Source organism: Bradyrhizobium sp. SRL28 (assembly GCF_018596315.1).
Lineage (GTDB): Bacteria > Pseudomonadota > Alphaproteobacteria > Rhizobiales > Xanthobacteraceae > Bradyrhizobium.
Genome location: NZ_JAHEAG010000022.1, coordinates 56,662 through 79,818 on the forward strand (window position 1 = coordinate 56,662; position 23,157 = coordinate 79,818).

Below are 23,157 nucleotides of genomic sequence, written 5' to 3' on the forward strand. Positions count from 1 at the left end.
AAATTCGGGCTGCGGCGTGCAGGAACTCACCGGAACTCACGAAAAATAAATTTTATCGTGAACCTCGGCATCAAGCGCGAGAATCTGTGGTCGAAAGCCGTCGAGACGAAAAACATTATGGCAGCGGTACGTCCCTTTCATCATCAAGCAGGTGCGCGAGAAACTCACGCACGTCGCTCGGCGCATCGAAGTGCCCGGCCACGCCCTTGGCGCGCCGTCCGACGGAGAAGGCAAGGCCATCGAGATCAGGCATGATCGCAAACACGGTCTCATCGGTGACGTCGTCGCCGATGAAGAACGGGCGGCGGCCCTTGAAAGGTTCGCGCGTCATCAACTCGAGCACACCGGTCGCCTTGGTGAATCCGGAATGCTTGATCTCGCAGACGCATTTGCCGGGCAGCACCTCGATCGGCGCGTTGGGAAGATCGGCCCTGATTAGCGACACCGCAGCATAGATCGCCTTCTCCGCGTGCGGGGCGAGGCGATAATGCAGCGCCAGCGAATAGCCCTTGTCTTCCAGCAATATTCCCGGGCTGAGCTTTGCGATCGCAGCCAGCCGGCGCTTCAATTCCTTGTCCAGCGGCGGCGCATGGGCGTCCACTGACTCGTTGTCCGGCTCGATCCGCATCTCGGCGCCATGGCCGCCGACCGCAGGAAATTGATCCGGCGCGAAAATCAAATCGATATCGTTGAGCGAGCGGCCGCTGACCAGCGCCAGCGCGCCGTTGGTTCGCACCAGCAGGCGGTTCAGGGTCTTCACCAGGCCCGGCGGCACCCAGACTTCGCGCGGCGTCGGCATCAGATCGAGCAGCGTGCCGTCGATGTCGAGCAGGATGGCGGTTTCGCTTAAGTGCGGCACCAGCGAACTCGGCACCGGAACGGTTTCCGGCGCGTCGTCGTCTTCGCGGACGAAATCTTCTTCCAATGGCATTTCCAAAAGATCCTCGTTCATCTCATCCTACTCCACAAATGCGAGCGGCCGTGCGACAGATTCGAGCGATTTCCGCTCGGCCGCGATGGCGTATTTCCAGGCAACGATAGCCGCTACGATCATCAATGCCGACCCGAACAGGTAGCCGGCGAAGACACTATTGCGCGATCCGGTATCGATCAGGGCGCCGAACAGCGCCGGTCCCGCCACGCCGCCAATGCCCGTTCCGATCGCGTAGAACAGCGCAATGGCCAGCGCGCGCACTTCCAGCGGAAACGTCTCGCTGACGGTGAGATAGGCCGCACTCGCCGCCGGCGAGGCAAAGAAGAAGATCACCATCCATGCGATGGTCTGGGTCTGCGCGGTCAGAACACCGATCGAGAACAGATAGCCCGACAGCGCGAGCAAAATGCCCGAGACGCCATAGGTCACCGTGATCATCACGCGCCGGCCCAGCGTATCGAACAGCCGGCCGAGCAGCAGGGGTCCCAGGAAGTTTCCAGCCGCGAAGGGCAGGATGTACCAGCCGACATAATGCGAGGGGATGCCGAAGAAGTCGGTCAGTATCAGCGCGAAGGTGAAGAAGATGGCGTTGTAGAAAAACGCCTGCGAGACCATCAGCACCAGCCCGACCAGCGAACGCTGCCGGTAGGTCGTGAACAGTGTATGCGCCACTTCTCCCAGCGGCGTGTGGCTGCGCATCTTCAGCCTGATCTTCGGAAACACCTCATCGGCCGGATGATCCGTATGCCGCGTCGACGCCCTCTCGATGTCGTCGACAATCGCATGCGCCTCCTCGGGGCGGCCATGGACCATCAGCCAGCGCGGGCTTTCCGGAATCCACATCCGCATCACAAAGACGATCAGGCCAAGCGCGGCGCCGATGAGATAGGCCAGCCGCCAGCCAAGATCGGGAGCCAGCAGGTTGGGATCGAGCAGCACGATGGCAGCGACCGCGCCGACCGCCGCGCCAATCCAGAAGCTGCCGTTGATCACGAGGTCAGTCCAGCCGCGATAGCGTGCCGGCACCAGTTCCTGGATCGTCGAATTGATCGCGGTGTACTCGCCGCCGATACCCGCCCCGGTCAGGAAGCGAAACAGCGCGTAGCTCCCCACGTTCCACGACAGTGCGGTGGCCGCGGTCGCGGTGAGATAAAGCGCGAGCGTGATGAAGAACAATTTCTTGCGCCCGAGCCGGTCCGTCAGCCAGCCGAAACCAAGCGCACCCAGCACGGCGCCCGCGAGATAGGCGCTGTTGGCGAGGCCAACATCGAAATTCGAGAATTGCAGCGTCGGGCTTTCCTTCAGCGCGCCCGACAAGGCGCCCGCAAGCGTGACTTCAAGCCCGTCGAGAATCCAGGTGATGCCGAGCGCGGCCACCACGCGGGTATGAAAGCCGCCCCAGCGCAGGCTATCGAGCCGCGCAGGAATGCTGGTCTCGACAATGCTGTCGTTGTCCTGCTTCGCCGCTGCGGAAATGGACGTGCTCTCACCCACCGCCGCACCGTGCCGTATCGCTTTCGCAACCATCCGATTGGACCAATGAAAAAACACCCCGGAACGCCCCAGCCCCAGGGTTTTCACGTCAAATTGCGGCAAACATGATGCCCGACCCGAAGATAACGCCCTCGGAGGGGTGGGGTTCCGGGGGTATTTGGGTGGCGATATTGCATAGCTGCTGTCGTGTCCTGCAGATGCGTGGGGGTAGCTGGTCGCTGCGGCTCATCCGCGTCATTGCGAGCCACCGGGTCGCGCGAATGCGCGCCCGATGACAGGCTCCGCGAAGCAATCCATAGCGCGGCAAGTGGAGAGATGGATTGCTTCGCTTCGATCGCAATGACGGCGGCGACATTCGCGACGGTCCGTAGGGTGGGCAAAGCGAAGCGTGCCCACCATCGAGAAAGACGACCGGCGATAGATGGTGGGCACGTCGCTAACGCTCCTTTGCCCACCCTACGAGATCAACGACGAGGAAATCCGCATCAAGCAATGCGCGATCGGGCTTCCTGTTCGGAAGAGTTCTAAAGTTCGAATTTCGATTTCGAAAGCTTCTAAAGTTCGTGCGTTCAATTCGCGCAACGATCGAAACGATCGCGCGCGTTCTCGACCAATTCCAATTGCCCTCGCAGCTTCATCGGTTACGAAAGCGCCGGCAGGATCGCAATCGATCCGATGGGGGTTCAACGTGCGAGCATTCAAGACTACCTTCTTTCTCTGCGCCGCAAGTCCGCTGGCGTTGATCGACATATCACAGTCCGCGCACGCGCAGTCGTCACGACTGCCGCCGGTGACGATCGACTCGCCGAGCCAGCGGCCATCGGCGCAGCGCGCGCCGACGCGCCGCGCTGGTGTGACGCGGACGACGGTCCGCCGATCCGCATCCTCGCAGCAACCTGTCGCACCTGTCCCTTATGTCGCGCCATCAACCGCAACACTCGGCACGGTGCCCGCGCCCTATGCCGGCGGCCAGGTCGCGCGCGGCGCGCAGCTCGGCTTGCTTGGTAACCGCAGCGTCATGGACACGCCGTTCAACATGACCAGCTACACCTCGGAGCTGATGGCGAATCAGCAGGCGCGCACTGTTGCCGACGTGCTGCAAAACGATCCGTCGGTGCGCGTCATTGGCGCTGCCGGTGGAGGACAGGACTTCTACTTCATCCGAGGCTTCTTTTACGGCCTCGGCAATGCCTCGATGAACGGGCTTTTCAGCATCGCGCCCTATTATACGGTCGGCGCGAACTACATTGAGCGCGTCGAGCTCCTGAAAGGTCCGGGCGCGCTGCTCACCGGCATGCCGCCGTCCGGTGCAATCGGCGGCAGCATCAATCTCGTTACCAAGAAGGCGCCGGACTTCGACATCACGCAGCTGACCGCCACCTATGCGTCGAAGTCACAGTTCGGCACGGTGGTCGACATCGCCCGCCGTTACGGCGAGCAGAAGGAGTTTGGCATCCGATTCAACGGCGGCTACCGCAACGGCAACAGCCCGTTCGACAGACAGAACGATGAGTTCGGCGATGCGGTGCTGGGCCTCGATTACCGGACGGAGCGCGTTCGTGTCTCGGCCGATCTGGGCTATCAAACGCAGAACCTAGATCCGGCGCAGCGCTTCCTGAGCTTTGTAGATACGCTCATTCCGGTTCCGCCGGCGCCACAGGCCGGCAAGACTTTCGTCCAACCCTGGGCACATTGGTACCATCGCGACACGTTCGGAATGGTGCGCGGTGAGGTCGACATCACGGACTGGGCAACAGTCTATGGCGCGGTCGGCTACAACAAAAACGAGCTCAACTTCATCTCTGCCGCGCCCACCGTGCTGAACGCGGCTGGTGACTATCAGACCCGGCCGTTGATCGGATTCTCCACGTTCGAGACCGTGTCCGCGGAAACCGGCATCCGCGCCAACGTCGATACCGGACCGGTCAATCACGCGCTCAGCGTCAACTATTCGAGCACCGATCGACCGAACTACAATAATTTCCAGGCCGGCACAGTTCTGTTTTCGAATATCTACAGGCCGGTCGACACTCCGGCGCAGACCACCGGCACGCTCACAGCAAGGAACACGGCGACGGTCCGGCTATCGAGTGTCGGCGTTGCGGATACGGTGTCGATCCTGGACAAGCGCGTGCAGTTCACGGCCGGCGTGCGCCGCCAGGCGATCGAACAGGACAACTTCAATCATCTGACGTCGGCACCAACGAGCTCGATTGATCAATCGGTCTGGAGCCCTGCCTTCGCCCTTCTCGTCAAGCCGGTTGACCAGTTGTCGCTCTATGCGAACTATATCGAGGGTCTCCAGGTCGGCACGACCGTCGGCCCCGGCTTCTTCAATTCGGGGCAGATTTTTCCACCGTTCCAGAGCAAGCAGGCGGAAGTCGGCGCCAAGGTCGATTTCGGCCGCATCACGACGACGTTGAGCCTGTTCCAGATTACGCAGCCGAGTGTCATCACGGTAGTAGGCCTGCCACTGTCGTCGCAACGGGTGGATGGCGAACAACGCAATCGCGGCGTGGAATTCAACGTATTCGGAGAAGTTACCCCGGAAGTTCGACTGCTGGGCGGGGTCGCCTTCATCGACGGGCGTCAAGTCAGAACGCAGAATGGGCTTAACGACGGGAAGAAAGCGTTTGGCGTCCCCAGTGTACAGCTCAACCTTGGCGCGGAATGGGATACGCCGTTCGTACGGGGGCTGACGTTCGGGGGCCGGGTCATCTACACCGCCGATCAATTCGTCAATCCCGCGAACACCCAGCTCTTGCCGGACTGGGTCCGCTTCGACCTCAGCGCGCGCTACACGTTCCTGTCACCGTGGAACGGCAAGCCGATCGTAATCCGCGCGGCAGTCGAGAACGTCGCCAACAGCAGCTACTGGGCCTCTGCCTATAGCGGCGTCGTCACGGTCGGTGCGCCGCGCACCTATCTCGTCTCGACGACGTTCAATTTCTGAGCGGGGGATGTTCGACAATCGATCCGGCGCGCAAGCGTCGGGTCGATTGGAGCGAATCTAATGTTCAGTCCGTAAAGCCGCATTCGAAGCCTGATAGATCATATCTGACGAAATCAGTCATCGAAGGAAGTCTCTTCGTCACGCCGTCGACGGGACCAATGCCATGCGAGCCACCTTCACCACCCTGCATCGCTGGGCCGGTCTCGTTACAGCAGGCTTTCTGTTCATGTCCGGCGTGACCGGAGCCATCATCTCGTGGGATCATGAGCTCGACGAGTGGCTGAACGCGCGGCTGTTCGCTGCGACCACGACCAAGCCTGCATTGCCTTCCGTCGAACTTGCGAGGATTTTCGAGCAGCGCAATCCCATGGGGCGCGTCGTCGCTCTGCGGCTCACACCGGAAGCAGCGGGCGAATCGCTATCCCTCTTCGTGCAGCCGCGCATCGATCCTTCGACCGGCAAGCGCTACGTTCTCGGCTACAATCAGGTCTTTGTCGATCCGGGCACGGGCGACGAACTCGGACGCCGCGAGGTTGGCGCGGTCTGGCCGGTGACACGCGAAAATCTCGTCTCGTTTCTCTATAGGCTGCACTACACGATGCACATCCCGGAATTCTGGGGCAGTAATCGCTGGGGCACGCGGCTTCTCGGTATCATCGCGATCATCTGGACCATCGATTGCTTTGTCGGATTCTATCTCACGCTGCCGTCGCGACGGAAACCCAACGCCGCGCGGCCGGCGGTCGTCGCACGCGAACTCGGCCGTGGCTTCTGGGCGCGCTGGAAGCCGGCGTGGGTGATAAAGAGGACAGGCAGCCCTTACCGCATCAACTTCGATATCCATCGCGCCTTCAGTCTTTGGACCTGGGGACTGCTATTCATTGTCGCCTTCACGGCGTTTTCGCTGAACCTCTATCGCGAGGTGTTCTCGCCGATCATGCAAGTGGTATCGAGTTACACGCCCACCCCGTTCGAATTGCGCAAGCCCACCCCACCGGACAAGCCGATCGAACCGAAACTGTCGATGGCCGACATCATCGCCATCGCACAGGCCGACGGCGCGCGGCGGGGCTGGGACACGCCTGTCGGTTCAGTCTTTTATGCGCAGACTTATGGCATCTACGGTGCGCTCTTCTTCAAGCCGGGCGATGACCACGGCGCCGGCGGAGTTGGCCCGCCACGCCTTTATTACGACGGCATCGAGGCCGTCCGATCGGCGAAAGGCTGCCATGGACAGGAACTGCTGCGGATATCTTCGTACAAGCGCAGTTTCCGATGCATTCGGGGCGCATCCTCGGATTGCCTGGCCGTATCATGATCTCAGCGATGGGTCTGGTCGTAGCGGCCTTGTCGGTGACCGGCGTCGTGATCTGGTGGCGAAAACGCCGCGCCCGCAGGCAGGCGACGCAATCGGCTCGAGAACGCGCATCGTCTTGGGTGCCGGCCGAGTAACGGTCCATATTTCGACACGTACGGGCAAATCAGCTTCTCGCCGCCGGGCAAAGATCGCGCGCGGGCGAAGACTTCCGTTCAGTGCTCGTCAATGGCATTCAAAGAATGACCAGGGAACCGAACGATGGGACGGTCGTTTTCGGCAAAACGGAGCGGAGCCGAACATGCCCGAACGACGGAAGACCACACGCCCGCGAAAAAGCACGGTCCGGAAAAGCAGCCGCACCACGACCAGGAAGAAATCATCGCCGAAGCGATGGTCGCAACGGGTCACACGCGAAAGCGACGCGCTCGATCTGAAACGCGGCGTGTTCAAGCTGACCAGCGCCAAGAAAATCGCGGCATCGCTGAAGCGCTCCGCGGAACACAGTTCACGACGCAAGGCCGGCGCCTATCGCTCGGCGCTGTCGATGCTGACCTTTTATATCAACCGTGCCGGCAAAACGCTGCCCAAAACGCAGCGCGCGCGACTGGAACGCGCGAAGGTCGAGCTGAAGCATCAGTTCGGGCGGGAGTAGCCCGTAGGGTGGGCAAAGCCACCGGGTCGCGCGAATGCGCGCCCGATGACAGACGCCGCGTGCCCACCGTTCGGAGTTCTGCCCTGATATTCGCCATGAAGCGATCGAGTTCGTAGCCCGGATGGAGCGAAGCGCAATCCGGGGTCAGTACATCCGCGACACCGCTCCCGGATTTCGCTTCGCTCCATCCGGGCTACAAGCTGAGAATCACGCCGCCCTGATATTCGCCATGAAGCGGTCGAGCTCTTCGCGCAGGCGCGTGCTTTCGCTCGACAGCGTGCGCGCTGAATTCAGCACTTCCTCGGAAGCCGAGCCGGTTTCGGTCGCGCCGCGATTGACGTGCATGACGTTGGTCGCGGCTTCCTGCGTGCCTTGCGCGACGTTCTGGACGCTGCGCGCGATTTCCTGCGTCGCCGAGCTTTGCTGCTCGACGGCGCTCGCGATCGTCGAGGCGATGTCGGAGATTTTTCCGATGGTGCCGCCGATCTCCTTGATCGCGGCGACCGATTCCTGCGTGGCGCCCTGCATGCCCGAGATGTGATTGGAAATCTCGTCGGTCGCTTTCGCGGTCTGGCTGGCGAGCGATTTGACTTCCGACGCCACCACGGCAAAGCCGCGGCCGGCATCGCCCGCACGCGCCGCCTCGATGGTGGCATTCAGCGCCAGCAAATTGGTCTGCTCGGCAATCGCCGTGATCAGCTTGACGACGTCGCCGATCTCCTGCGCGGCACGCGACAGCTTGCCGATCCGCCCGTCGGTCTGTTCGGCCTGACGGACGGCGGCTTCCGCAATCTGGCTGCTTTCCTTGACGCGCCGACCGATCTCGTCGACGGACGCCGACAATTCCTCGGTCGCCGAAGCCACCGACTGCATGTTGGTGGAGGCTTCCTCCGAGGCGCCGGCGACCTGGCTGGACAGGCTTTGGGTGGTCTCCGCGGTGCGCGTGAGTGTGCCGGCGGCGGCTTCAAGCTGCACGGCCGACGACGATACGTTGGCGACGATGGCGCCGACCGCGGTCTCGAATTCGTCGGCGAAACGAATGAGTTCGGCGCGGCGCGCGGCACTCGCCGCCTTGTTCTGCGCTTCCTGGGTGGCGGCGTCGCGCTCGGCGCGGGCGATGGCCTGCACCTTGAACTCCTCGACCGCGCTTGCCATCTCGCCGAGCTCGTCCTTGCGGCCGAGGCCGGGCAGCACGACTTCGAAATTACCGGCGGCGAGTTTGCGCATCGCGTTGCACATCGCCGTCATCGGCCTGGAGATGCCCTTGCCGAGCAGGAACGCCCAGACGCAGCCGAGCAGGAAGCCGCCGGCGGCCAGGATCAGGATCAGCCGTTCGGTCTCGCCGATGGTCTCATCCGATTCGGCTTCGAGCCGCTTCTGATCGGCCAGCAAGTCCGACTTCATCGCGCCCGAGCCCTTGTTGATGGCGGCGGCCGATTCCGTCATTTCCAGCGTCAGCTCATCGATCTCCTTGGCATTATCGACCAGCTTGGCGAGCGACTGCCGGTATTCCTCGAGCATTCCCCCGACTTCCTTGATCCCCTCGACGATCTTTTCGTTTTTCGACGAAATCGCCTTCAGCGAGTTCTCGACGAATTTCAGGCGCGCCAGCGCGCTCGCTGCGACCGTCTTGTCCGAATTGACGACGAACGTATTGGCGAGCCCGGTGACCGCCTGAAACTGCTCGGTCACCTTCTTCGCGCCGAGCGTGATCACCGGCATTTCGTCATCATCGGCATTGCTCGGGAGATCATAGAGCTTGTAGCGTAGCGAGTTGCCGGTGCGCGTGAGCTGGTTTTGCGCGATGCGCGCGCTCTCGTCCTTGACCTTGAGGATGTCGGCAAAAATCTTGGTGAAGGCGCGGAATTCCCGTTCCAGCTTCGCGACCTGCTCCAGCCGCGTCGGGTTGGTGGTTGCCTTCATCGAGGCAATGATCGCGTCCTTCAGGCCGGTTTCGGCCGCCAGTGCCGCCTTGCCGTCCTCTTCCTTTCCGGTCGCCACGAAATAGCGGGCGAGCGAGCGATAGGAGATCAGTTCGCGATCGATGTCGCGCGACAGGTCGGCCTCCTGCACGCTGCGCCGGTAGGTATCCACGACGGCGGAAACACGTTCGAATCCGAGATAGGCAAACCCCATGCTGGCGGCCGAAATCGCCAGCACGACGGCAAAGCCGAGCATGATCTTGGCGCGGAACCGCAGGGTTGGGAGCTTGAAGGACGAGCCGCTACGCTTCAAAAATCGCACGTCACACCCCGTTTTCGTTCTGAAAAACAGGCATCGGGGGCCCAGCCCCCAATCCGGTGCGCAAAGTTAAGGCAGAATGGATAAGGGCGGGTAAATCCGGGAAAGGTTGGCAAGGAGATGCCGGTGACCGTCTCTTACCCTCCCCTGGAGGGGTCCGAGACGAGCAAAGCTCGCTCGTGGGTCGACGCGCGTGGAACGCGCGGCGGGGTGGGGTGACGGTCTCTCCACATCCAACAGTGCCCGAGTGGAGAGATCACCCCACCCCGTTTCGCATTTCGCTTCGCTCCATGCGAACCGACCCTCCCCCTCCAGGGGAGGGTAGAAGAAGTTCGCGTCGCGAGTCGCTGCACGCGCTCGCCAATGTCATCACAATGACAGGCCTACCCAAAATCCTAGTTGCAAGTTCCCTCTCCCGTGTTTCTAATTGGAATAATTATAAAACATCGGGGAGGTACCACGCGTGTCTACAGTCAAACTGACGGTGAACGGTAAAGCCGTCTCGGCCGAGGTCGAGGACCGGACGCTTCTGGTCCATCTCCTGCGCGAAAATCTGAACCTGACCGGCACCCATGTCGGCTGCGATACCAGCCAGTGCGGCGCCTGCGTCGTCCACATCGACGGCCGGGCGGTGAAATCCTGCACCGTGCTGGCCGGCCAGGCGGCCGGCTCCAACGTCACCACCATCGAGGGCATTGCCAAAGGCGACGAACTGCACCCCATGCAGGCGGCGTTCCGCGATAATCACGGCCTGCAGTGCGGTTACTGCACCCCGGGCATGATCATGTCGGCGATCGATATGGTGCACCGCCACAGCGGCCAACTCGACGAGGAAACCGTCCGGCAGGAGCTGGAAGGCAACATCTGCCGCTGCACCGGTTACCACAACATCGTCAAGGCGGTGCTCGATGCGGCCGGGCGCATGAAGGTGGCGCAGGCGGCGGAATAGCCGCCGGCCCGCAATTTTCGAATTCGACACCGCGTTTCGATGGGAATGGCGGGAAACAAATAACTCCGGTTGGGAGGACAGGACATGGGCGTTGAAGGCATTGGCGCAAGCGTCGTGCGCAAGGAAGACCGCCGTTTCATTACCGGCAAGGGCCGCTACGTCGACGATATCAAGCTGGTGGGCATGACCCACGCACACTTCATCCGCAGCCCGCACGCGCATGCCAGGATCAAGAGCATCGACACCTCAGCGGCAATGAATATGCCGGGCGTGGTCGGGGTGCTGACCGGTCAGCAACTCGTCGACGACAAGATCGGCAATCTGATCTGCGGCTGGGCCATCACCTCCAAGGATGGCACGGGCATGAAGATGGGCGCTTGGCCGGCGATGGCACCGGAGACCGTGCGTTTCGTCGGCCAGGCGGTCGCGGTGGTGGTCGCCGAGACCAAGAACCAGGCCAAGGATGCGGCCGAGGCCGTGGTCGTCAATTACGAGGAACTGCCTGCCGTTCCGGATATCAGCGCCGCGATCAAGCCGGGCGCGCCGCAACTGCACCCGGAAGCCCCAGGCAACGTGATCTACGACTGGACCATCGGCGACGAGGGCGCGACTGACGCAGCCTTCAAGTCGGCGGCAAATGTCATATCGCTCGACATCACCAACAACCGCCTCGTTCCGAACGCGATGGAGCCGCGCGCGGCGATCGCGGAATATAACGAGCCGGAAGAGCATTTCACGCTCTACACGACCTCGCAGAATCCGCATGTCGCGCGCCTCGTGCTGTCGGCGTTCTACAACATCGCGCAGGAGCACAAGCTGCGGGTGGTGGCGCCCGACGTCGGCGGCGGATTTGGCTCAAAAATCTTCATCTACCCTGAGGAGATGGTGGCGCTGTGGGCCTCCAAGAAGGTCGGCCGTCCGGTGAAGTGGACCGGCGACCGCACCGAAGCCTTCCTGACCGACGCCCATGGCCGCGATCACCTCACCAAGGCGGAGATGGCGTTCGACAAGGACAACAAGGTCACCGGGCTGCGGGTCAAGACCTACGCCAATCTCGGCGGCTACATGTCGCTGTTCTCCTCCTCGGTGCCGACCTATCTCTATGCGACGCTGCTGTCGGGCCAGTACAACATCCCCAACATCTTCGCCGAAGTGATCAGCGTCTACACCAACACCGTGCCGGTCGACGCCTATCGCGGCGCGGGCCGGCCCGAAGCCAGCTTCGTCGTGGAGCGGCTGATGGAAACCGCGGCGCGGCAGTTGAAGGTCGATCCGGCAGAGTTGCGCCGCAAGAACTTCATCACGCAGTTCCCGCATCAGACGCCGGTCATCATGGCCTATGATATCGGCGACTTTAATGCCTCGCTCGACTCCGCGATGAAGGCGATCGATTACGCGGGCTTCCCGGCACGCAAGGCGAAGGCCAAATCCGAAGGCAAGCTCCGCGGCATCGGCGTCTCCTGCTACATTGAGGCCTGCGGCATCGCGCCCTCGAAAGCCGTCGGCAGCTTAGGTGCCGGCGTCGGTCTGTGGGAATCGGCGGAAGTCCGCGTCAATCCGGTCGGCACCATCGAAGTCCTGACGGGATCGCACAGCCACGGCCAGGGTCATGAGACGACGTTCTGCCAGCTCATCGCCGAACGCCTCGGCATTCCCATCAGCCAGGTGCAGATCGTCCATGGCGACACTGATAAAGTGCAGTTCGGCATGGGCACCTACGGTTCACGCTCGGCGGCCGTGGGTCTCACCGCGATCCTGAAGGCGATGGAAAAGGTCGAGGCCAAGGCCAAGAAGATCGCGGCCCATCAGCTCGAAGCATCCGAAAACGACATCGTCATCGAGAACGGCGAGTTCAAGGTCACCGGTACCGACAAGTCGATTGCGCTGCCGATGGTCGCGCTTGCCGCCTACACCGCGCACAACCTGCCTGACGGCATGGAGCCGGGCCTGAAGGAAGGCGCGTTCTACGACCCGACCAACTTCACCTTCCCGGCCGGCGCCTATATCTGCGAAATGGAAGTAGATAGCGCGACCGGCAAGACCTCCTTCGTCAACTTCGTGGCGGCTGACGATTTCGGGCGGCTGATCAATCCGATGATCGTCGAGGGCCAGGTCCATGGCGGTCTCGCCCAGGGCATCGGCCAGGCGCTGCTTGAAAGCGCGGTGTACGACTCCTCTGGCCAGCTTCTGACGGCATCGTTCATGGACTACGCCATGCCGCGATCCGATGACCTGCCCTCGTTCAAGCTGTCGCACACCACGACGCTGTGTCCGGGCAATCCGCTCGGCGTCAAGGGTTGCGGCGAAGCCGGCGCGATCGGCGCTTCCGCGGCCGTTATCAACGCCATCACGGATGCAATCGGCAACAACAAGCTCGAAATGCCCGCGACACCCGATCGCGTCTGGCATGCGATTCACGGCTGAGAGGGAGGACACATCATGTACCAGACAACTTACCACCGCCCCTCTTCAGTCGACGAAGCGGTTTCGATGTTCACCAGGGGTTCGGATTCGAAGTACCTGGCCGGCGGCCACACGCTGATTCCGGTGATGAAGCAGCGGCTGGCAGCGCCATCCGATGTGATCGATCTCGGCAAGATCAAGGAACTGGTCGGCATTGAAGCGTCGGGCGACACGCTGACGATCAAGGCGGCCACGACCTACTTCGACATCATGCAAAGCGCCGAAGTGAAAAAGTCGATCCCCGCGATCGCCTATCTCACCTCGGTCCTCGGCGACCCCGCGGTGCGCCACCGCGGCACGATCGGCGGCTCGATCGCCAATAACGATCCGGCCGCGGATTTTCCGGCGGCTTTGGTCTCGCTTGGAGCCACCGTGAAAACCAACAAGCGCTCGATTTCGGCGGACGACTTCTTCAAGGGCTTGTTCACGACGGCGCTTGAGGACGGCGAAATCATCACCGCCGTGTCGTTCCCGATTCCTGCCAAGGCAGGCTATGCCAAGATGCGCCATCCCGCCTCGCGTTTCGCGCTGACCGGCGTGTTCGTAACCAAGACCAAGGCGGGTGAGGTCAGGGTCGCGGCGACCGGCGCATCGCAAGATGGCGTCATGCGGGTGTCGGCGATCGAAGCGGCGCTGAAGGCAAATTGGGCGGCGGGCGCACTCGACAGTGTCAAGGTTTCCGCCGACGGCCTGATGAGCGATATCCACGGCACCTCGGACTATCGCGCCAATCTGGTGAAGGTGATGGCGCAGCGCGCGGTGGACGCCGCGGGCTAATAGCGCCTGAACACAACTTTCACGAAAGCGGCGCGCAGCAATGCGCGCCGCTTTTTCATTTTGGTTCGATTCTCGGCAAAAGTGACTTGCCACGGTCTCGCTTCGGCGGGACAAGTTAGCTAATCAACTAATTAAGACGTTTCCCTTGGGAGAGAAAACAAGTGCTCGACAAACCAGCCACCCAATCCGCTACCCGCACTTCCGGTCCGCTTGCCGGCTTCCGCATCGTCGAATTCGCCGGCATCGGCCCCGGCCCGTTCGCTTGCATGTTGCTGGCGGACATGGGCGCCGAGGTCGTTACGCTTGACCGCGTCGGCGCGGCTAAGAACCTGAAGGCGATCGCGGTGCGCGGCCGCAAGGTCATCGAGCTTGATCTGAAGGATAAAGCTGCCATCGCGCAGGTCCTCGACCTGCTTGCCGGTGCGGACGCACTGATCGAAGGCTTTCGTCCCGGCGTGATGGAACGTCTCGGTCTCGGCCCGGACGTCGTGCTCGCGCGCAATCCAAAGCTGGTCTATGGCCGCATGACCGGTTGGGGCCAGGAAGGCCCGCTTGCCAACGCCGCCGGTCATGACATCAACTACATCTCTATAACAGGCGCGCTCGCCGCCATCGGGACGAAGGAAAAACCGGTGCCGCCGCTTAACCTCGTCGGCGATTTCGGTGGCGGTGCGCTCTATCTCGTGGTTGGCGTGCTTGCCGCCATGCTCGAAGCCTCGAAGTCAGGCAAGGGCCAGGTGGTGGACACCGCTATGTGCGACGGCGCGGCATCGCTGATGTCGATGTTCTTCGACATGCGCGCGAGCGGGCGCTGGACCGAGGGCCGTGACCAGAACTTCCTCGACGGCGGCGCGCATTTCTACGGCGTCTATGAATGCTCCTGCGGCAATTTCATTTCGATCGGTTCGATCGAGCCACAGTTCTATGCGCTGCTGCGCCAGCATGCCGGCCTGACCGACGCCGACTTCGACGCGCAGATGGACCGCAAGGCCTGGCCGGCGCTGAAGGAAAAGCTGACGAAGGTGTTCAAGAGCAAGTCGCGTGAGGACTGGTGCAAGATCATGGAGGGCACCGACATCTGCTTCGCCCCGATCCTGACCATGGCGGAAGCGCCTGATCATCCGCACATGGCCGCGCGCAAGGTATTTGTCGAGCGCCACGGCGTGACTCAGCCGGCGCCCGCGCCGCGATTTTCGCGCACGCCCTCGGCGATACGCGAGCCGGAGGTCGCGAAGATCGGTGACGTCACGAGTGCGTGGAAGCGGTAGGATAATCTCGATGCCGTAGGGTGGGCAAAGGCGCGCAAGCGCCGTGCCCACCATCTATCACCGATCACGCCGCTCGATGGTGGGCACGCTTCGCTTTGCCCACCCTACAACCTACGCCGCATTCCCCACTTTCAGCACGCCGCGGCGAATCTGGTCTTCCTCGATCGATTCGAACAATGCCTTGAAATTGCCCTCGCCGAACCCGTCGTCGCCCTTGCGCTGAATGAATTCGAAGAAGATCGGCCCGATCGCATTCGCCGAGAAAATCTGCAGCAGCACCTTGGTGTGGCCGCCATCGACCACGCCCTCGCCGTCGATGAGAATGCCGTCACGCTGCAGGCGGGCGACGTCTTCGCCATGCTGCGGCAGGCGCGCATCGATCTTCTCGAAATAGGTATCCGGCGGCGACGGCATGAACGGCAAACCATCTGCGCGCAACGTCTCGACGGTGCCGTAGATATCCCGCGCGCCGCAGGCGATGTGCTGGATGCCCTCGCCGCGATAGATGTTGAGATACTCCTCGATCTGTCCGGAATCGCCGGCGTCCTCGTTGATCGGAATCCGGATCTTGCCGTCCGGGCTGGTCAGCGCCCGGGAGAACAGGCCGGAAGCGCGGCCCTCGATATCGAAGAAGCGGATCTGACGGAAGTTGAACAGTTTTTCATAGAAGCCGGTCCAGACATCCATGCGGCCGCGATGGACGTTGTGGGTGAGGTGATCGATGTAATAGAGCCCGGCGCCCGCAGGACGCGGGTCTTTCGCGCCTAGCCACTCGAACTCGATATCATAGGCCGATCCCTTGGCGCCGTAGCGATCGACGAAATAAAGCACGCTGCCGCCGATGCCCTTGATGGCGGGAACGTCGAGCGTCTTCTGCGCGGAAGAAATATCAGCGGGCTCTGCGCCGAGCGACAGTGCTCGCTCATAGGCCTGCTTCGCATCGACCACGCGAAACGCCATCGACGGCGCGCAAGGTCCATGCGCTGCGACGAAGCCATGGCCGTGAGTGCCCTGCTCCTCGTTGACGAGATAATTGATGTCGCCCTGGCGATAGACCGTGATCTTTTTGGTCTTGTGACGGGCGACCGGCGCATAGCCCATCAGCCTGAACAGCGCGTGCAGTTCCTCAGGGTTCGGGTGGGCATACTCGACGAATTCAAAACCGTCGGTGCCCATCGGGTTGTCGGCGCTGATGGTGGCGGCCGGCGCGTCGTGCGGAAACGGACCCATGGCGGCTCTCCTGAAAATTGATCTGGATCAATATCGGTCAGATCACGCGCAAGGTGCATGCAAATGCAGCTTCGTTCGGCTATGATGACGCACAATTTGTGCATCAAAGCGGCAATTTACGCATGATCCCGGTAGACGCCTTCGACCTCAAAATGCTGGCCGCCCTGCAGGACGACGGCCGGCTGACCAACCAGCAACTCGCCGACCTCGTCGGCCTGTCGGCCTCGCAGTGTTCGCGGCGGCGGATGCGGCTGGAGGAGGAAAAGGTGATCGCGGGATACCACGCCGACCTCGCCGGCGAGGCGCTCGGCTTCAACCTGATCGCCTTCATCCACATCACGCTGGCAACGCATTCGCCCGACAACGCCAAGAAATTCCGTGAACTGGTCAACCGGGTCGACGATATCCAGGAAGCCTACTCGCTGACCGGCGACGCCGATTATGTGCTGAAGGTGGTGCTGCGCGACCTCAAGGACCTCTCCGGCCTCGTCAACGACGTGCTGATGCCGCACCAGAGCGTCGCGCATGTGCGCTCGTCGATCGTGCTCGACCGGCTGAAGGAGAGTGCGAAATTGCCGCTGAAGTCCTGACGTGGCGCAATTCGAGGGAAATTTGTCATTCGCGTTTTCGGTCTGATTTGCGATGATCCTTCGGAATCAGATCACGAGGCGACGATGGCGCTGCAACTCCGGCCGAACTGCGAATATTGCGACAAGGACCTGCCGCCGAATGCGACGGATGCGCGGATCTGCTCCTACGAATGCACGTTCTGCGCTGATTGCGTGGAGAACAAGTTGCACAATGTCTGCCCGAACTGCGGCGGCGGTTTTGCGCCGCGGCCGATCCGTCCCGCGACCGAACGGCGGCCGGGCGTGTGCGTCACCAAGCAGTTGCCCTCGGACAAGCGGGTGCATTTGAAGTACAGCATCGAGGATGTCGCGGCACATTCGGCGAGGCTGAAGGATATTCCGCCGCAGGATAGATGAGCAAAATGCCGTAGGGTGGGTAAAGCGAAGCGTGCCCACCATCTTACGGCTCGATCGGTGATGGATGGTGGGCACGTCGCTTCGCTCCTTTGCCCACCCTACGGCACCTACGAATCTCGCGATGACGGCGGCGAAATCACTCCGCCGCCAAAATCGTCCCCTCGACTTCGCCGAAGCCGACACGGTAGCCGTCGCCCTGGCACCAGCCGCGCATCACGAGCGAATCGTCGTCCTCCAGGAACGTCCGTTTCACGCCCGTGGCCAGCTCCACCGGCTCGGTGCCGTTCCAGCTTATCTCCAACAGGCTGCCGCGCTGGTCCTTCTCCGGGCCTGAGATGGTGCCGGACCCCAAGAGATCGCCGACATTCATGGCGCAGCCGCTTGAAGCATGGTGCACGAGCTGCTGCACCGACGACCAGTACATGTACTTGAAGTTCGTCCGGCTGATATTTTTCGCCGCGTTCATCTGCGCCGCGCGCAGGCCGACCTCAAGCGCCATGTCGTAATTGTTCGGCTGAACCTGCTGCAGATAGGGCAGCGGTTTTGGATCCTGCGCAGGGCCATGAAGCCGGAACGGCTCCAGCGCCTCGCGCGTCACCACCCACGGGCTGATCGAAGTCGCGAACACCTTGGCCTGGAACGGGCCGAGCGGCACATATTCCCATTGCTGGATGTCGCGCGCGCTCCAATCGTTCAGGATCACGAAGCCGAAGATCATTTCCTCGGCCTGCTTCTCGGTGAGCATTTCACCCATGACCGACGGCTGGCCGACCACCACGCCCATTTCGAGTTCGAAATCGAACCGCTTGCAGGGGCCGAAGCTCGGCACATCGGCGGTCGGCGGCTTCAATTGCCCGCGCGGCCGGCGCACCGGCGTGCCGCTGACGACGACGGTCGAGGCGCGGCCGTTGTAGCCGATCGGCATGTGCAGCCAGTTCGGCTGCAACGCGTTGTCCTTGCCGCGGAACATCACGCCGACATTGGTGGCGTGCTCCTTTGACGAATAGAAATCGGTGTAGCCGGATACCGCGAATGGCAGATGCAGCTTGACGTCGGCCATCGGCACCAGCGCGCGTTTGCGCAAGCCTTCATTGTCGCGCAGTTCGGGATGGTCGTGCCGCAGCAGCTCGCTGATCCGCGCGCGTGTGCTCGACCACACCTTTGGCCCCAGCGCCATGAATGGATTGAGCTGCGATGCGGCGAACACCGCCGGCTCGACGACATCGAACCGGCAATCCTGTGCGAGCTGCCAGAGATCGAGCACGTAATCGCCGATCGCAACGCCTATGCGCGGGGCGAGCCCGTCCTTGGCGGAGAACACGCCGTAAGGGAGATTCTGGATCGGGAAGTGGGAATCGGGCGCAACGTCGATGAAGGAGCGGAGTTTAGGATCGTTGGGGTGGGGCATGGTTTTCCCGATGTAGCTTGGCGATTTCCTTCACCCTCCCCTGGAGGGGGAGGGTCGGCTCGCATGAGCGTAGCGAAATGCGAGACGGGGTGGGGTGATGTCTCAACTCGGGCACTGTTGGAGGTGGAGAGACCGTCACCCCACCCCGCCGCTCATTTCATGAGCGTCGACCCTCCCCCTCCAGGGGAGGGTAAGGATCACGGCTTGTTTGGATCGAACCGCTTTTCCAAACCCTTCCAGCAATCCGCATAGTCGTCCTGCAAGGTCGCCGATTTCGCAGCATGCGCGGTCACACGCTGCGGGTAGCGGGTCTCGAACATGAAGGCCATGGTGCCGGTCAGCTTCACCGGCTTCAGTTCGCCATTGCTGGCGTGATCGAACGCCTGACGGTCCGGGCCATGCGGCAGCATCATGTTGTGGAGCGAGATGCCGCCGGGAACAAAACCTTCCGGCTTGGCATCGTAGACGCCGTAGATCAGCCCCATGAACTCCGACATGATGTTCATGTGATACCAGGGCGGACGGAAAGTATTTTCGGCGACCGCCCAGCGCTCCGGGAAAATGACGAAATCGATATTCGCGGTGCCGGCGGTTTCCGATGGCGAGGTCAGTACCGTGAAGATCGAGGGATCGGGATGGTCGAAGCCGATGGCGCCGACGGGAGAGAAGGTGCGCAGATCGTATTTATAGGGCGCGTAATTGCCGTGCCACGCCACCACGTCGATCGGCGAATGCGGCAGCGTGGTCTTGAACAACGAACCGCCCCACTTCACGTAGAGTTCGGTCGGCGTGTCCTTGTCCTCGTAGCTCGCTACAGGTGTAAGGAAGTCGCGCGAATTGGCGAGACAATTGGCGCCAATCGGCCCGCGCTCCGGCAGCGTGAACGCGCCGCCGTAGTTTTCGCAGAGATAGCCGCGCGCAGGCCCTGACGGAATCTCGACCCGGAACTTCACGCCGCGCGGGATCACTGCGATCTCGCCCGGCTCGATATCGATGCGGCCGAACTCGGTGACGAGGCGCAGATTGCCCTGCTGCGCCACGAACATCATCTCGCCATCGGCATTGTAGAAATGCTGATCGACCATCGACTTCGTGATGAGATAGACATGCGCCGCCATGCCGGCCTGGGTGTTGGCATCGCCTGCGGTCGTCATGGTCTGCACGCCCTGCAGGAAGGTCATGTCCTCCCCAGGGATCGGCGCCGGGTCCCAGCGCAGCTGCGCGATCGGCAGATCGTATTCGTGGCACGGCGCGGTGCGCCACAGCCCGGCATCGGCCTTCTCAAACCGGCCCGAATGCTTCACCGACGGGCGGATGCGATAAAGCCACGAGCGCTCGTTGCTGCCGCGCGGCGCGGTGAAGGGCGAGCCTGACAATTGCTCGGCATAGAGCCCGTAGGCGCAGCGCTGCGGTGAGTTGCGCCCCATCGGCAGCGCGCCGGGCAACGCCTCGGTCTCAAAGCTGTTGCCGAAGCCGGACATGTAGCCCGGCGTCAGTTGCGCGGAGCTTCGAACGATCGCATCAGGCGAGGTGTTGATATTCATGGTCATCCTCCTCCTTGCAGGGCGGCCCACATTTCCTGGTCGCGCTTGTCGGTCCAGATCATGGGATCGTCGATTCCCGACGCCTCGTCGAACGCGCGCGAGACGTTGAACGGCAGGCAATGCTCGTAAATGGCGAAGCTGGAAAATTTCGGGTCCATCACCTCGCGCGTCGCGGCCATGGTTTCCTTCAGCGTGCGGCCCCTGGCGACCGAGCTTTCCGCCGCGCCATAGAGCGAGGTGACGAAATCGCGCGTCATCGCGATCGCGTCGCGCCCGGTCGAGAGACCCTTCAGAGCATCGCCGCGGCCCGGCGCAATCGCCTTGGGATTGAAGGCGCGGATTTCATTCAGCGTGGCGGGCCATTCGCGCAAATGCGCGTCGCCGCAATAGCAGGCCGAATGATATTCGATGAGATCGCCGGAAAACATCACCTCGGCATCCGGCACCCAGGCCACGATGTCCCCCGAGGTGTGCCCTGCGCCAAGCTGCATCAGCCGCACCTCGCGTTTTCCTAAGTAGATCGACATCTCGCCTTCAAAAGTCAGCGTTGGCCAGGTCAGACCGGGAATGCTCTGCGCATCCTGAAACAGCCGCGGGAAGCGGCCATACTCGGAATCCCAATCCTGCTGGCCGCGCTCCTTGATCAGCCGGTGGGTTTCGGCTGACGCCACGATGCCCTGCGCCTTGTAGGCAGAGGCTCCCAGCACCCGCACGGCGTGGTAATGCGACAGCACGACATATTTGATCGGCTTGTCGGTGACGGTGCGAACGCGCTCGATCACTTTATGGGCCATCGCCGGTGTCGACTGCGCATCGAATACGAGGCAGCCGTCCTCGCCAACGATGATGGCAGAGTTCGGATCGCCTTCGGCGGTGAACGCGTAAAGATCGGTGCCGATTTCAGAGAAGGTGATCTTCTTCTCGGCGAGATCCGTGGTGGACGCGAAACCTTTGGCCATCAATTCGATTCCTGACTTCGTTCGAGACGTGAATTATTGCTGTTGTTGCTGCTGCTGGCTCGCATCGAGCATCCGCCGCTTGGCGAGCGCGATGGCCTCGTGCAACACGGCGATGTCGCCGATGTGGTTGGCGAGCACGAGAACCAGCGCCGCGTCGAGATCGGCGCTCTGCTCGTCGCTCAAGCCCCGATGCGCCTCGACGATGGCGCGGAACGCGTCGTCGGGCTTGGCAAAATTCGAAGCGGTCGACAGCGTCATCGCAAGGACCTCAGTTCAAACCGGATGCGCGCGACAGCGCCGCATCGATGGCCGGCCGCGAGGGCTTGCGGAAACGCGCCGCCACATAGCCATCCGGCCGCAACAAATAGGCGGTGCCGGGCTCGGCGTCATAACGTTTGGCGGCAAACCCTTGCGGGTCCGCAAAGCCATTCTCGCCACCGACGCGGATCGTGCCGATGCCTTCCGGCGCATCGGCCACCGCGCCATTGCCAAACTCCAGCAACGTGAACCGCGTTCCCTGCCCGATGAAGGCCTCGGTCAGGAAGGAGGAGCGGCCGTCACGCCCTGTGACCGGCGCATCAAGCATCGACGCGCCCGGCCGCGGGCCGCCGCGCCACGCATCGCTATCGGCAGTCGACAGCGGCGTCTCATAGACTGACGGCACCGACAGCCGCCCGCCATTGACCATGCGCTTGCCGAATTCGGTTTCCTTCGCGAGCGACAATACCGCCTGGCGCAGCCGCGCCTCCTGTCGTGTCACCGGCGCCATAAAGTCGGTCGAGCGGGTGGATTCGCGGATGTTCTCGTCCGCCGCCGCACTGCGCTCGGTATGATAGCTGTCGATGAGGGTCTCGGGTGATGTCGCGCGCAGCACGCGGTCGAGCTTCCACGCGATGTTCTCGGCATCTTCAAGCCCGGAATTGGCGCCGCGGGCGCCGAACGGCGAGACCTGGTGCGCCGCATCGCCCGCAAAGATGACGCGGCCATGGATGAACCTGTCCATGCGCCGGCACTGGAATTTGTACAGCGATATCCACTCGAAATCGAACTTGTCGTGTCCGAGCATGCGCGCGATGCGCGGCCGCACGTTTTCCGGCAGCTTTTCGATTGCGGGATCGGCATGCCGGCTGAGCTGCAGGTCGATCCGCCAGATGTCGTCCGGCTGCTTGTGCAACAGCGCGGAGCGTCCGGCATGGAATGGCGGATCGAACCAGAACCAGCGCTCGGTCGGAAACGCGGCCGTCATCTTGACGTCGGCGATCAGGAACTGATCCTCGAATACTTGCCCTGCGAATTCCGCACCCACCATCTGCCGCAGCGAGGATCGGGCGCCGTCGCAGGCAACGACGTATTGCGCATTCAGCCGATAGGGACCGTCAGGCGTCTGGATCGTCAGCAGCACATAATCGTTGCGCGGCTCGAGTCCCGTCACCTTGTTGCGCCAGCGCAGATCAATAGCAGGGAGTTCGCCGACGCGATCGACGAGATAGGCCTCCGCATAGAATTGCTGCAGGTTGATGAAAGCCGGCCGCTTGTGGCCCTGCTCGGGCAGCAGGTTGAACTGGTAGAGCTGCTGCTCGCCGTGAAAAATCTTGCCGACGCTCCACACCACGCCCTTGTCGACCATGCGCTGGCCGATGCCGAGCCGGTCCCAGAATTCGAGCGAGCGTTTTGAGAAGCAGATCGCCCGCGAGCCCTCGCCGATGCGGTCGGCGTCGTCGAGCAGCACCACGGATTGGCCGCGTTGCGCCAGGTCGATCGCCAATGACAGCCCCACGGGACCAGCGCCGACCACGACGATCGGATGCTCAGCCAGGTTCGCACCCGCCCGATCCTGATCGGGGTGGCGGCGATAGCCGAACTGGGTTTTAGTCTGCGCCATGCGGGCTCAACCCCGTGACTAGCCAAGGGCGTGCGACCCTGCTAAATTAGTCGCATCTGCAACTATCTTAAACCCCGTGCCGGGTCCGGCGTCAACTCA

17 protein-coding genes and 1 pseudogene are annotated in these 23,157 nt (G+C 62.3%); 9 read left to right on the plus strand and 9 right to left on the minus strand.

Annotated elements, in window-relative coordinates; genetic code table 11:
* Positions 1–115: 115 nt before the first annotated feature.
* Together otsB and KIP88_RS30815 are read right to left on the minus strand one after the other, a co-directional pair.
* Positions 116–931, minus strand: coding sequence for a trehalose-phosphatase (gene otsB, locus KIP88_RS30810; protein ID WP_374226530.1), 816 nt, complete (start codon positions 929–931; stop codon positions 116–118).
* Positions 932–958: 27 nt separating this feature from the next.
* A complete protein-coding gene (locus KIP88_RS30815; protein WP_214491895.1) occupies positions 959–2,461 on the minus strand; it encodes an MFS transporter in 1,503 nt (500 codons plus the stop codon).
* 655 nt (positions 2,462–3,116) lie between these two features.
* On the opposite strand from KIP88_RS30815, the gene KIP88_RS30820 reads away from it, so the two are divergent.
* The 3 genes and pseudogenes from KIP88_RS30820 (at position 3,117) to KIP88_RS30830 (ending at position 7,351) form a co-directional block, all read left to right on the plus strand.
* Entirely contained in the window at positions 3,117–5,381 is a 2,265-nt protein-coding gene (locus tag KIP88_RS30820) for a TonB-dependent receptor (RefSeq protein ID WP_308163676.1), read from the plus strand.
* Positions 5,382–5,544: 163 nt separating this feature from the next.
* Positions 5,545–6,833: pseudogene (locus tag KIP88_RS30825) on the plus strand (PepSY-associated TM helix domain-containing protein).
* Between the two features lie 164 nt (positions 6,834–6,997).
* On the plus strand, positions 6,998–7,351 hold the full coding sequence (locus KIP88_RS30830) for a DUF3175 domain-containing protein (RefSeq protein ID WP_214491897.1): 354 nt from the start codon (positions 6,998–7,000) through the stop codon (positions 7,349–7,351).
* A gap of 207 nt (positions 7,352–7,558) precedes the next feature.
* Here KIP88_RS30830 and KIP88_RS30835 read toward each other — a convergent pair whose 3' ends face one another.
* On the minus strand, positions 7,559–9,529 hold the full coding sequence (locus KIP88_RS30835) for a methyl-accepting chemotaxis protein (protein ID WP_214491959.1): 1,971 nt from the start codon (positions 9,527–9,529) through the stop codon (positions 7,559–7,561).
* A 526-nt stretch (positions 9,530–10,055) separates the two neighbouring features.
* Between KIP88_RS30835 and KIP88_RS30840 the strand changes: the two genes are divergently transcribed.
* The 4 genes from KIP88_RS30840 (at position 10,056) to KIP88_RS30855 (ending at position 15,049) form a co-directional block, all read left to right on the plus strand.
* Complete coding sequence (locus tag KIP88_RS30840) at positions 10,056–10,541, plus strand: (2Fe-2S)-binding protein (protein WP_214491898.1); 486 nt, start codon at positions 10,056–10,058, stop codon at positions 10,539–10,541.
* Between the two features lie 84 nt (positions 10,542–10,625).
* Entirely contained in the window at positions 10,626–12,965 is a 2,340-nt protein-coding gene (locus tag KIP88_RS30845) for a xanthine dehydrogenase family protein molybdopterin-binding subunit (RefSeq protein WP_214491899.1), read from the plus strand.
* A gap of 15 nt (positions 12,966–12,980) precedes the next feature.
* Positions 12,981–13,781 carry a xanthine dehydrogenase family protein subunit M gene (locus KIP88_RS30850; RefSeq protein WP_214491900.1) on the plus strand — a complete coding sequence of 267 codons (801 nt, stop codon included), beginning with the start codon at positions 12,981–12,983 and terminating at the stop codon, positions 13,779–13,781.
* A gap of 161 nt (positions 13,782–13,942) precedes the next feature.
* Complete coding sequence (locus KIP88_RS30855; RefSeq protein WP_214491901.1) at positions 13,943–15,049, plus strand: CaiB/BaiF CoA-transferase family protein; 1,107 nt, start codon at positions 13,943–13,945, stop codon at positions 15,047–15,049.
* Between the two features lie 111 nt (positions 15,050–15,160).
* On the opposite strand, the gene hppD is transcribed toward KIP88_RS30855, so the two are convergent.
* On the minus strand, positions 15,161–16,279 hold the full coding sequence (gene hppD, locus KIP88_RS30860; protein ID WP_214491902.1) for a 4-hydroxyphenylpyruvate dioxygenase: 1,119 nt from the start codon (positions 16,277–16,279) through the stop codon (positions 15,161–15,163).
* A gap of 122 nt (positions 16,280–16,401) precedes the next feature.
* Here hppD and KIP88_RS30865 point away from each other — a divergent pair, with 122 nt between their 5' ends.
* Together KIP88_RS30865 and KIP88_RS30870 are read left to right on the plus strand one after the other, a co-directional pair.
* Positions 16,402–16,869: an Lrp/AsnC family transcriptional regulator gene (locus tag KIP88_RS30865; RefSeq protein WP_214491903.1), complete on the plus strand. Its 468-nt coding sequence runs from the start codon at positions 16,402–16,404 to the stop codon at positions 16,867–16,869.
* A gap of 84 nt (positions 16,870–16,953) precedes the next feature.
* Positions 16,954–17,265 carry a DUF1272 domain-containing protein gene (locus KIP88_RS30870; RefSeq protein ID WP_214491904.1) on the plus strand — a complete coding sequence of 104 codons (312 nt, stop codon included), beginning with the start codon at positions 16,954–16,956 and terminating at the stop codon, positions 17,263–17,265.
* Between the two features lie 136 nt (positions 17,266–17,401).
* Here KIP88_RS30870 and fahA read toward each other — a convergent pair whose 3' ends face one another.
* The 5 genes from fahA to KIP88_RS30895 all read right to left on the minus strand — a co-directional run bounded on the left by fahA (position 17,402) and on the right by KIP88_RS30895 (position 23,058).
* Complete coding sequence (gene fahA / locus KIP88_RS30875; RefSeq protein ID WP_214491905.1) at positions 17,402–18,673, minus strand: fumarylacetoacetase; 1,272 nt, start codon at positions 18,671–18,673, stop codon at positions 17,402–17,404.
* Between the two features lie 197 nt (positions 18,674–18,870).
* Positions 18,871–20,217: a homogentisate 1,2-dioxygenase gene (gene hmgA, locus KIP88_RS30880; RefSeq protein ID WP_214491906.1), complete on the minus strand. Its 1,347-nt coding sequence runs from the start codon at positions 20,215–20,217 to the stop codon at positions 18,871–18,873.
* A 2-nt stretch (positions 20,218–20,219) separates the two neighbouring features.
* The gene (locus KIP88_RS30885) at positions 20,220–21,176 is read right to left on the minus strand and encodes an MBL fold metallo-hydrolase (protein WP_214491907.1); all 957 of its coding nucleotides are present in this window, start codon (positions 21,174–21,176) and stop codon (positions 20,220–20,222) included.
* Positions 21,177–21,209: 33 nt separating this feature from the next.
* Positions 21,210–21,434: a DUF2783 domain-containing protein gene (locus KIP88_RS30890; RefSeq protein WP_214491908.1), complete on the minus strand. Its 225-nt coding sequence runs from the start codon at positions 21,432–21,434 to the stop codon at positions 21,210–21,212.
* Positions 21,435–21,444: 10 nt separating this feature from the next.
* A complete protein-coding gene (locus KIP88_RS30895; RefSeq protein ID WP_214491909.1) occupies positions 21,445–23,058 on the minus strand; it encodes an FAD-dependent oxidoreductase in 1,614 nt (537 codons plus the stop codon).
* Positions 23,059–23,157: the final 99 nt, after the last annotated feature.

What these genes read in the sequence shown, in the direction of transcription:
- otsB (WP_374226530.1), bottom strand. Translation starts at nt 931, where the DNA reads ATGCCATTGGAAGAAGATTTCGTCCGCGAAGACGACGACGCGCCGGAA.
- KIP88_RS30815 (WP_214491895.1), bottom strand. Translation starts at nt 2,461, where the DNA reads ATGGTTGCGAAAGCGATACGGCACGGTGCGGCGGTGGGTGAGAGCACG.
- KIP88_RS30830 (WP_214491897.1), top strand. Translation starts at nt 6,998, where the DNA reads ATGCCCGAACGACGGAAGACCACACGCCCGCGAAAAAGCACGGTCCGG.
- KIP88_RS30835 (WP_214491959.1), bottom strand. Translation starts at nt 9,529, where the DNA reads ATGCTCGGCTTTGCCGTCGTGCTGGCGATTTCGGCCGCCAGCATGGGG.
- KIP88_RS30845 (WP_214491899.1), top strand. Translation starts at nt 10,626, where the DNA reads ATGGGCGTTGAAGGCATTGGCGCAAGCGTCGTGCGCAAGGAAGACCGC.
- KIP88_RS30850 (WP_214491900.1), top strand. Translation starts at nt 12,981, where the DNA reads ATGTACCAGACAACTTACCACCGCCCCTCTTCAGTCGACGAAGCGGTT.
- hppD (WP_214491902.1), bottom strand. Translation starts at nt 16,279, where the DNA reads ATGGGTCCGTTTCCGCACGACGCGCCGGCCGCCACCATCAGCGCCGAC.
- KIP88_RS30865 (WP_214491903.1), top strand. Translation starts at nt 16,402, where the DNA reads ATGATCCCGGTAGACGCCTTCGACCTCAAAATGCTGGCCGCCCTGCAG.
- KIP88_RS30870 (WP_214491904.1), top strand. Translation starts at nt 16,954, where the DNA reads ATGGCGCTGCAACTCCGGCCGAACTGCGAATATTGCGACAAGGACCTG.
- fahA (WP_214491905.1), bottom strand. Translation starts at nt 18,673, where the DNA reads ATGCCCCACCCCAACGATCCTAAACTCCGCTCCTTCATCGACGTTGCG.
- hmgA (WP_214491906.1), bottom strand. Translation starts at nt 20,217, where the DNA reads ATGAATATCAACACCTCGCCTGATGCGATCGTTCGAAGCTCCGCGCAA.
- KIP88_RS30885 (WP_214491907.1), bottom strand. Translation starts at nt 21,176, where the DNA reads ATGGCCAAAGGTTTCGCGTCCACCACGGATCTCGCCGAGAAGAAGATC.
- KIP88_RS30890 (WP_214491908.1), bottom strand. Translation starts at nt 21,434, where the DNA reads ATGACGCTGTCGACCGCTTCGAATTTTGCCAAGCCCGACGACGCGTTC.
- KIP88_RS30895 (WP_214491909.1), bottom strand. Translation starts at nt 23,058, where the DNA reads ATGGCGCAGACTAAAACCCAGTTCGGCTATCGCCGCCACCCCGATCAG.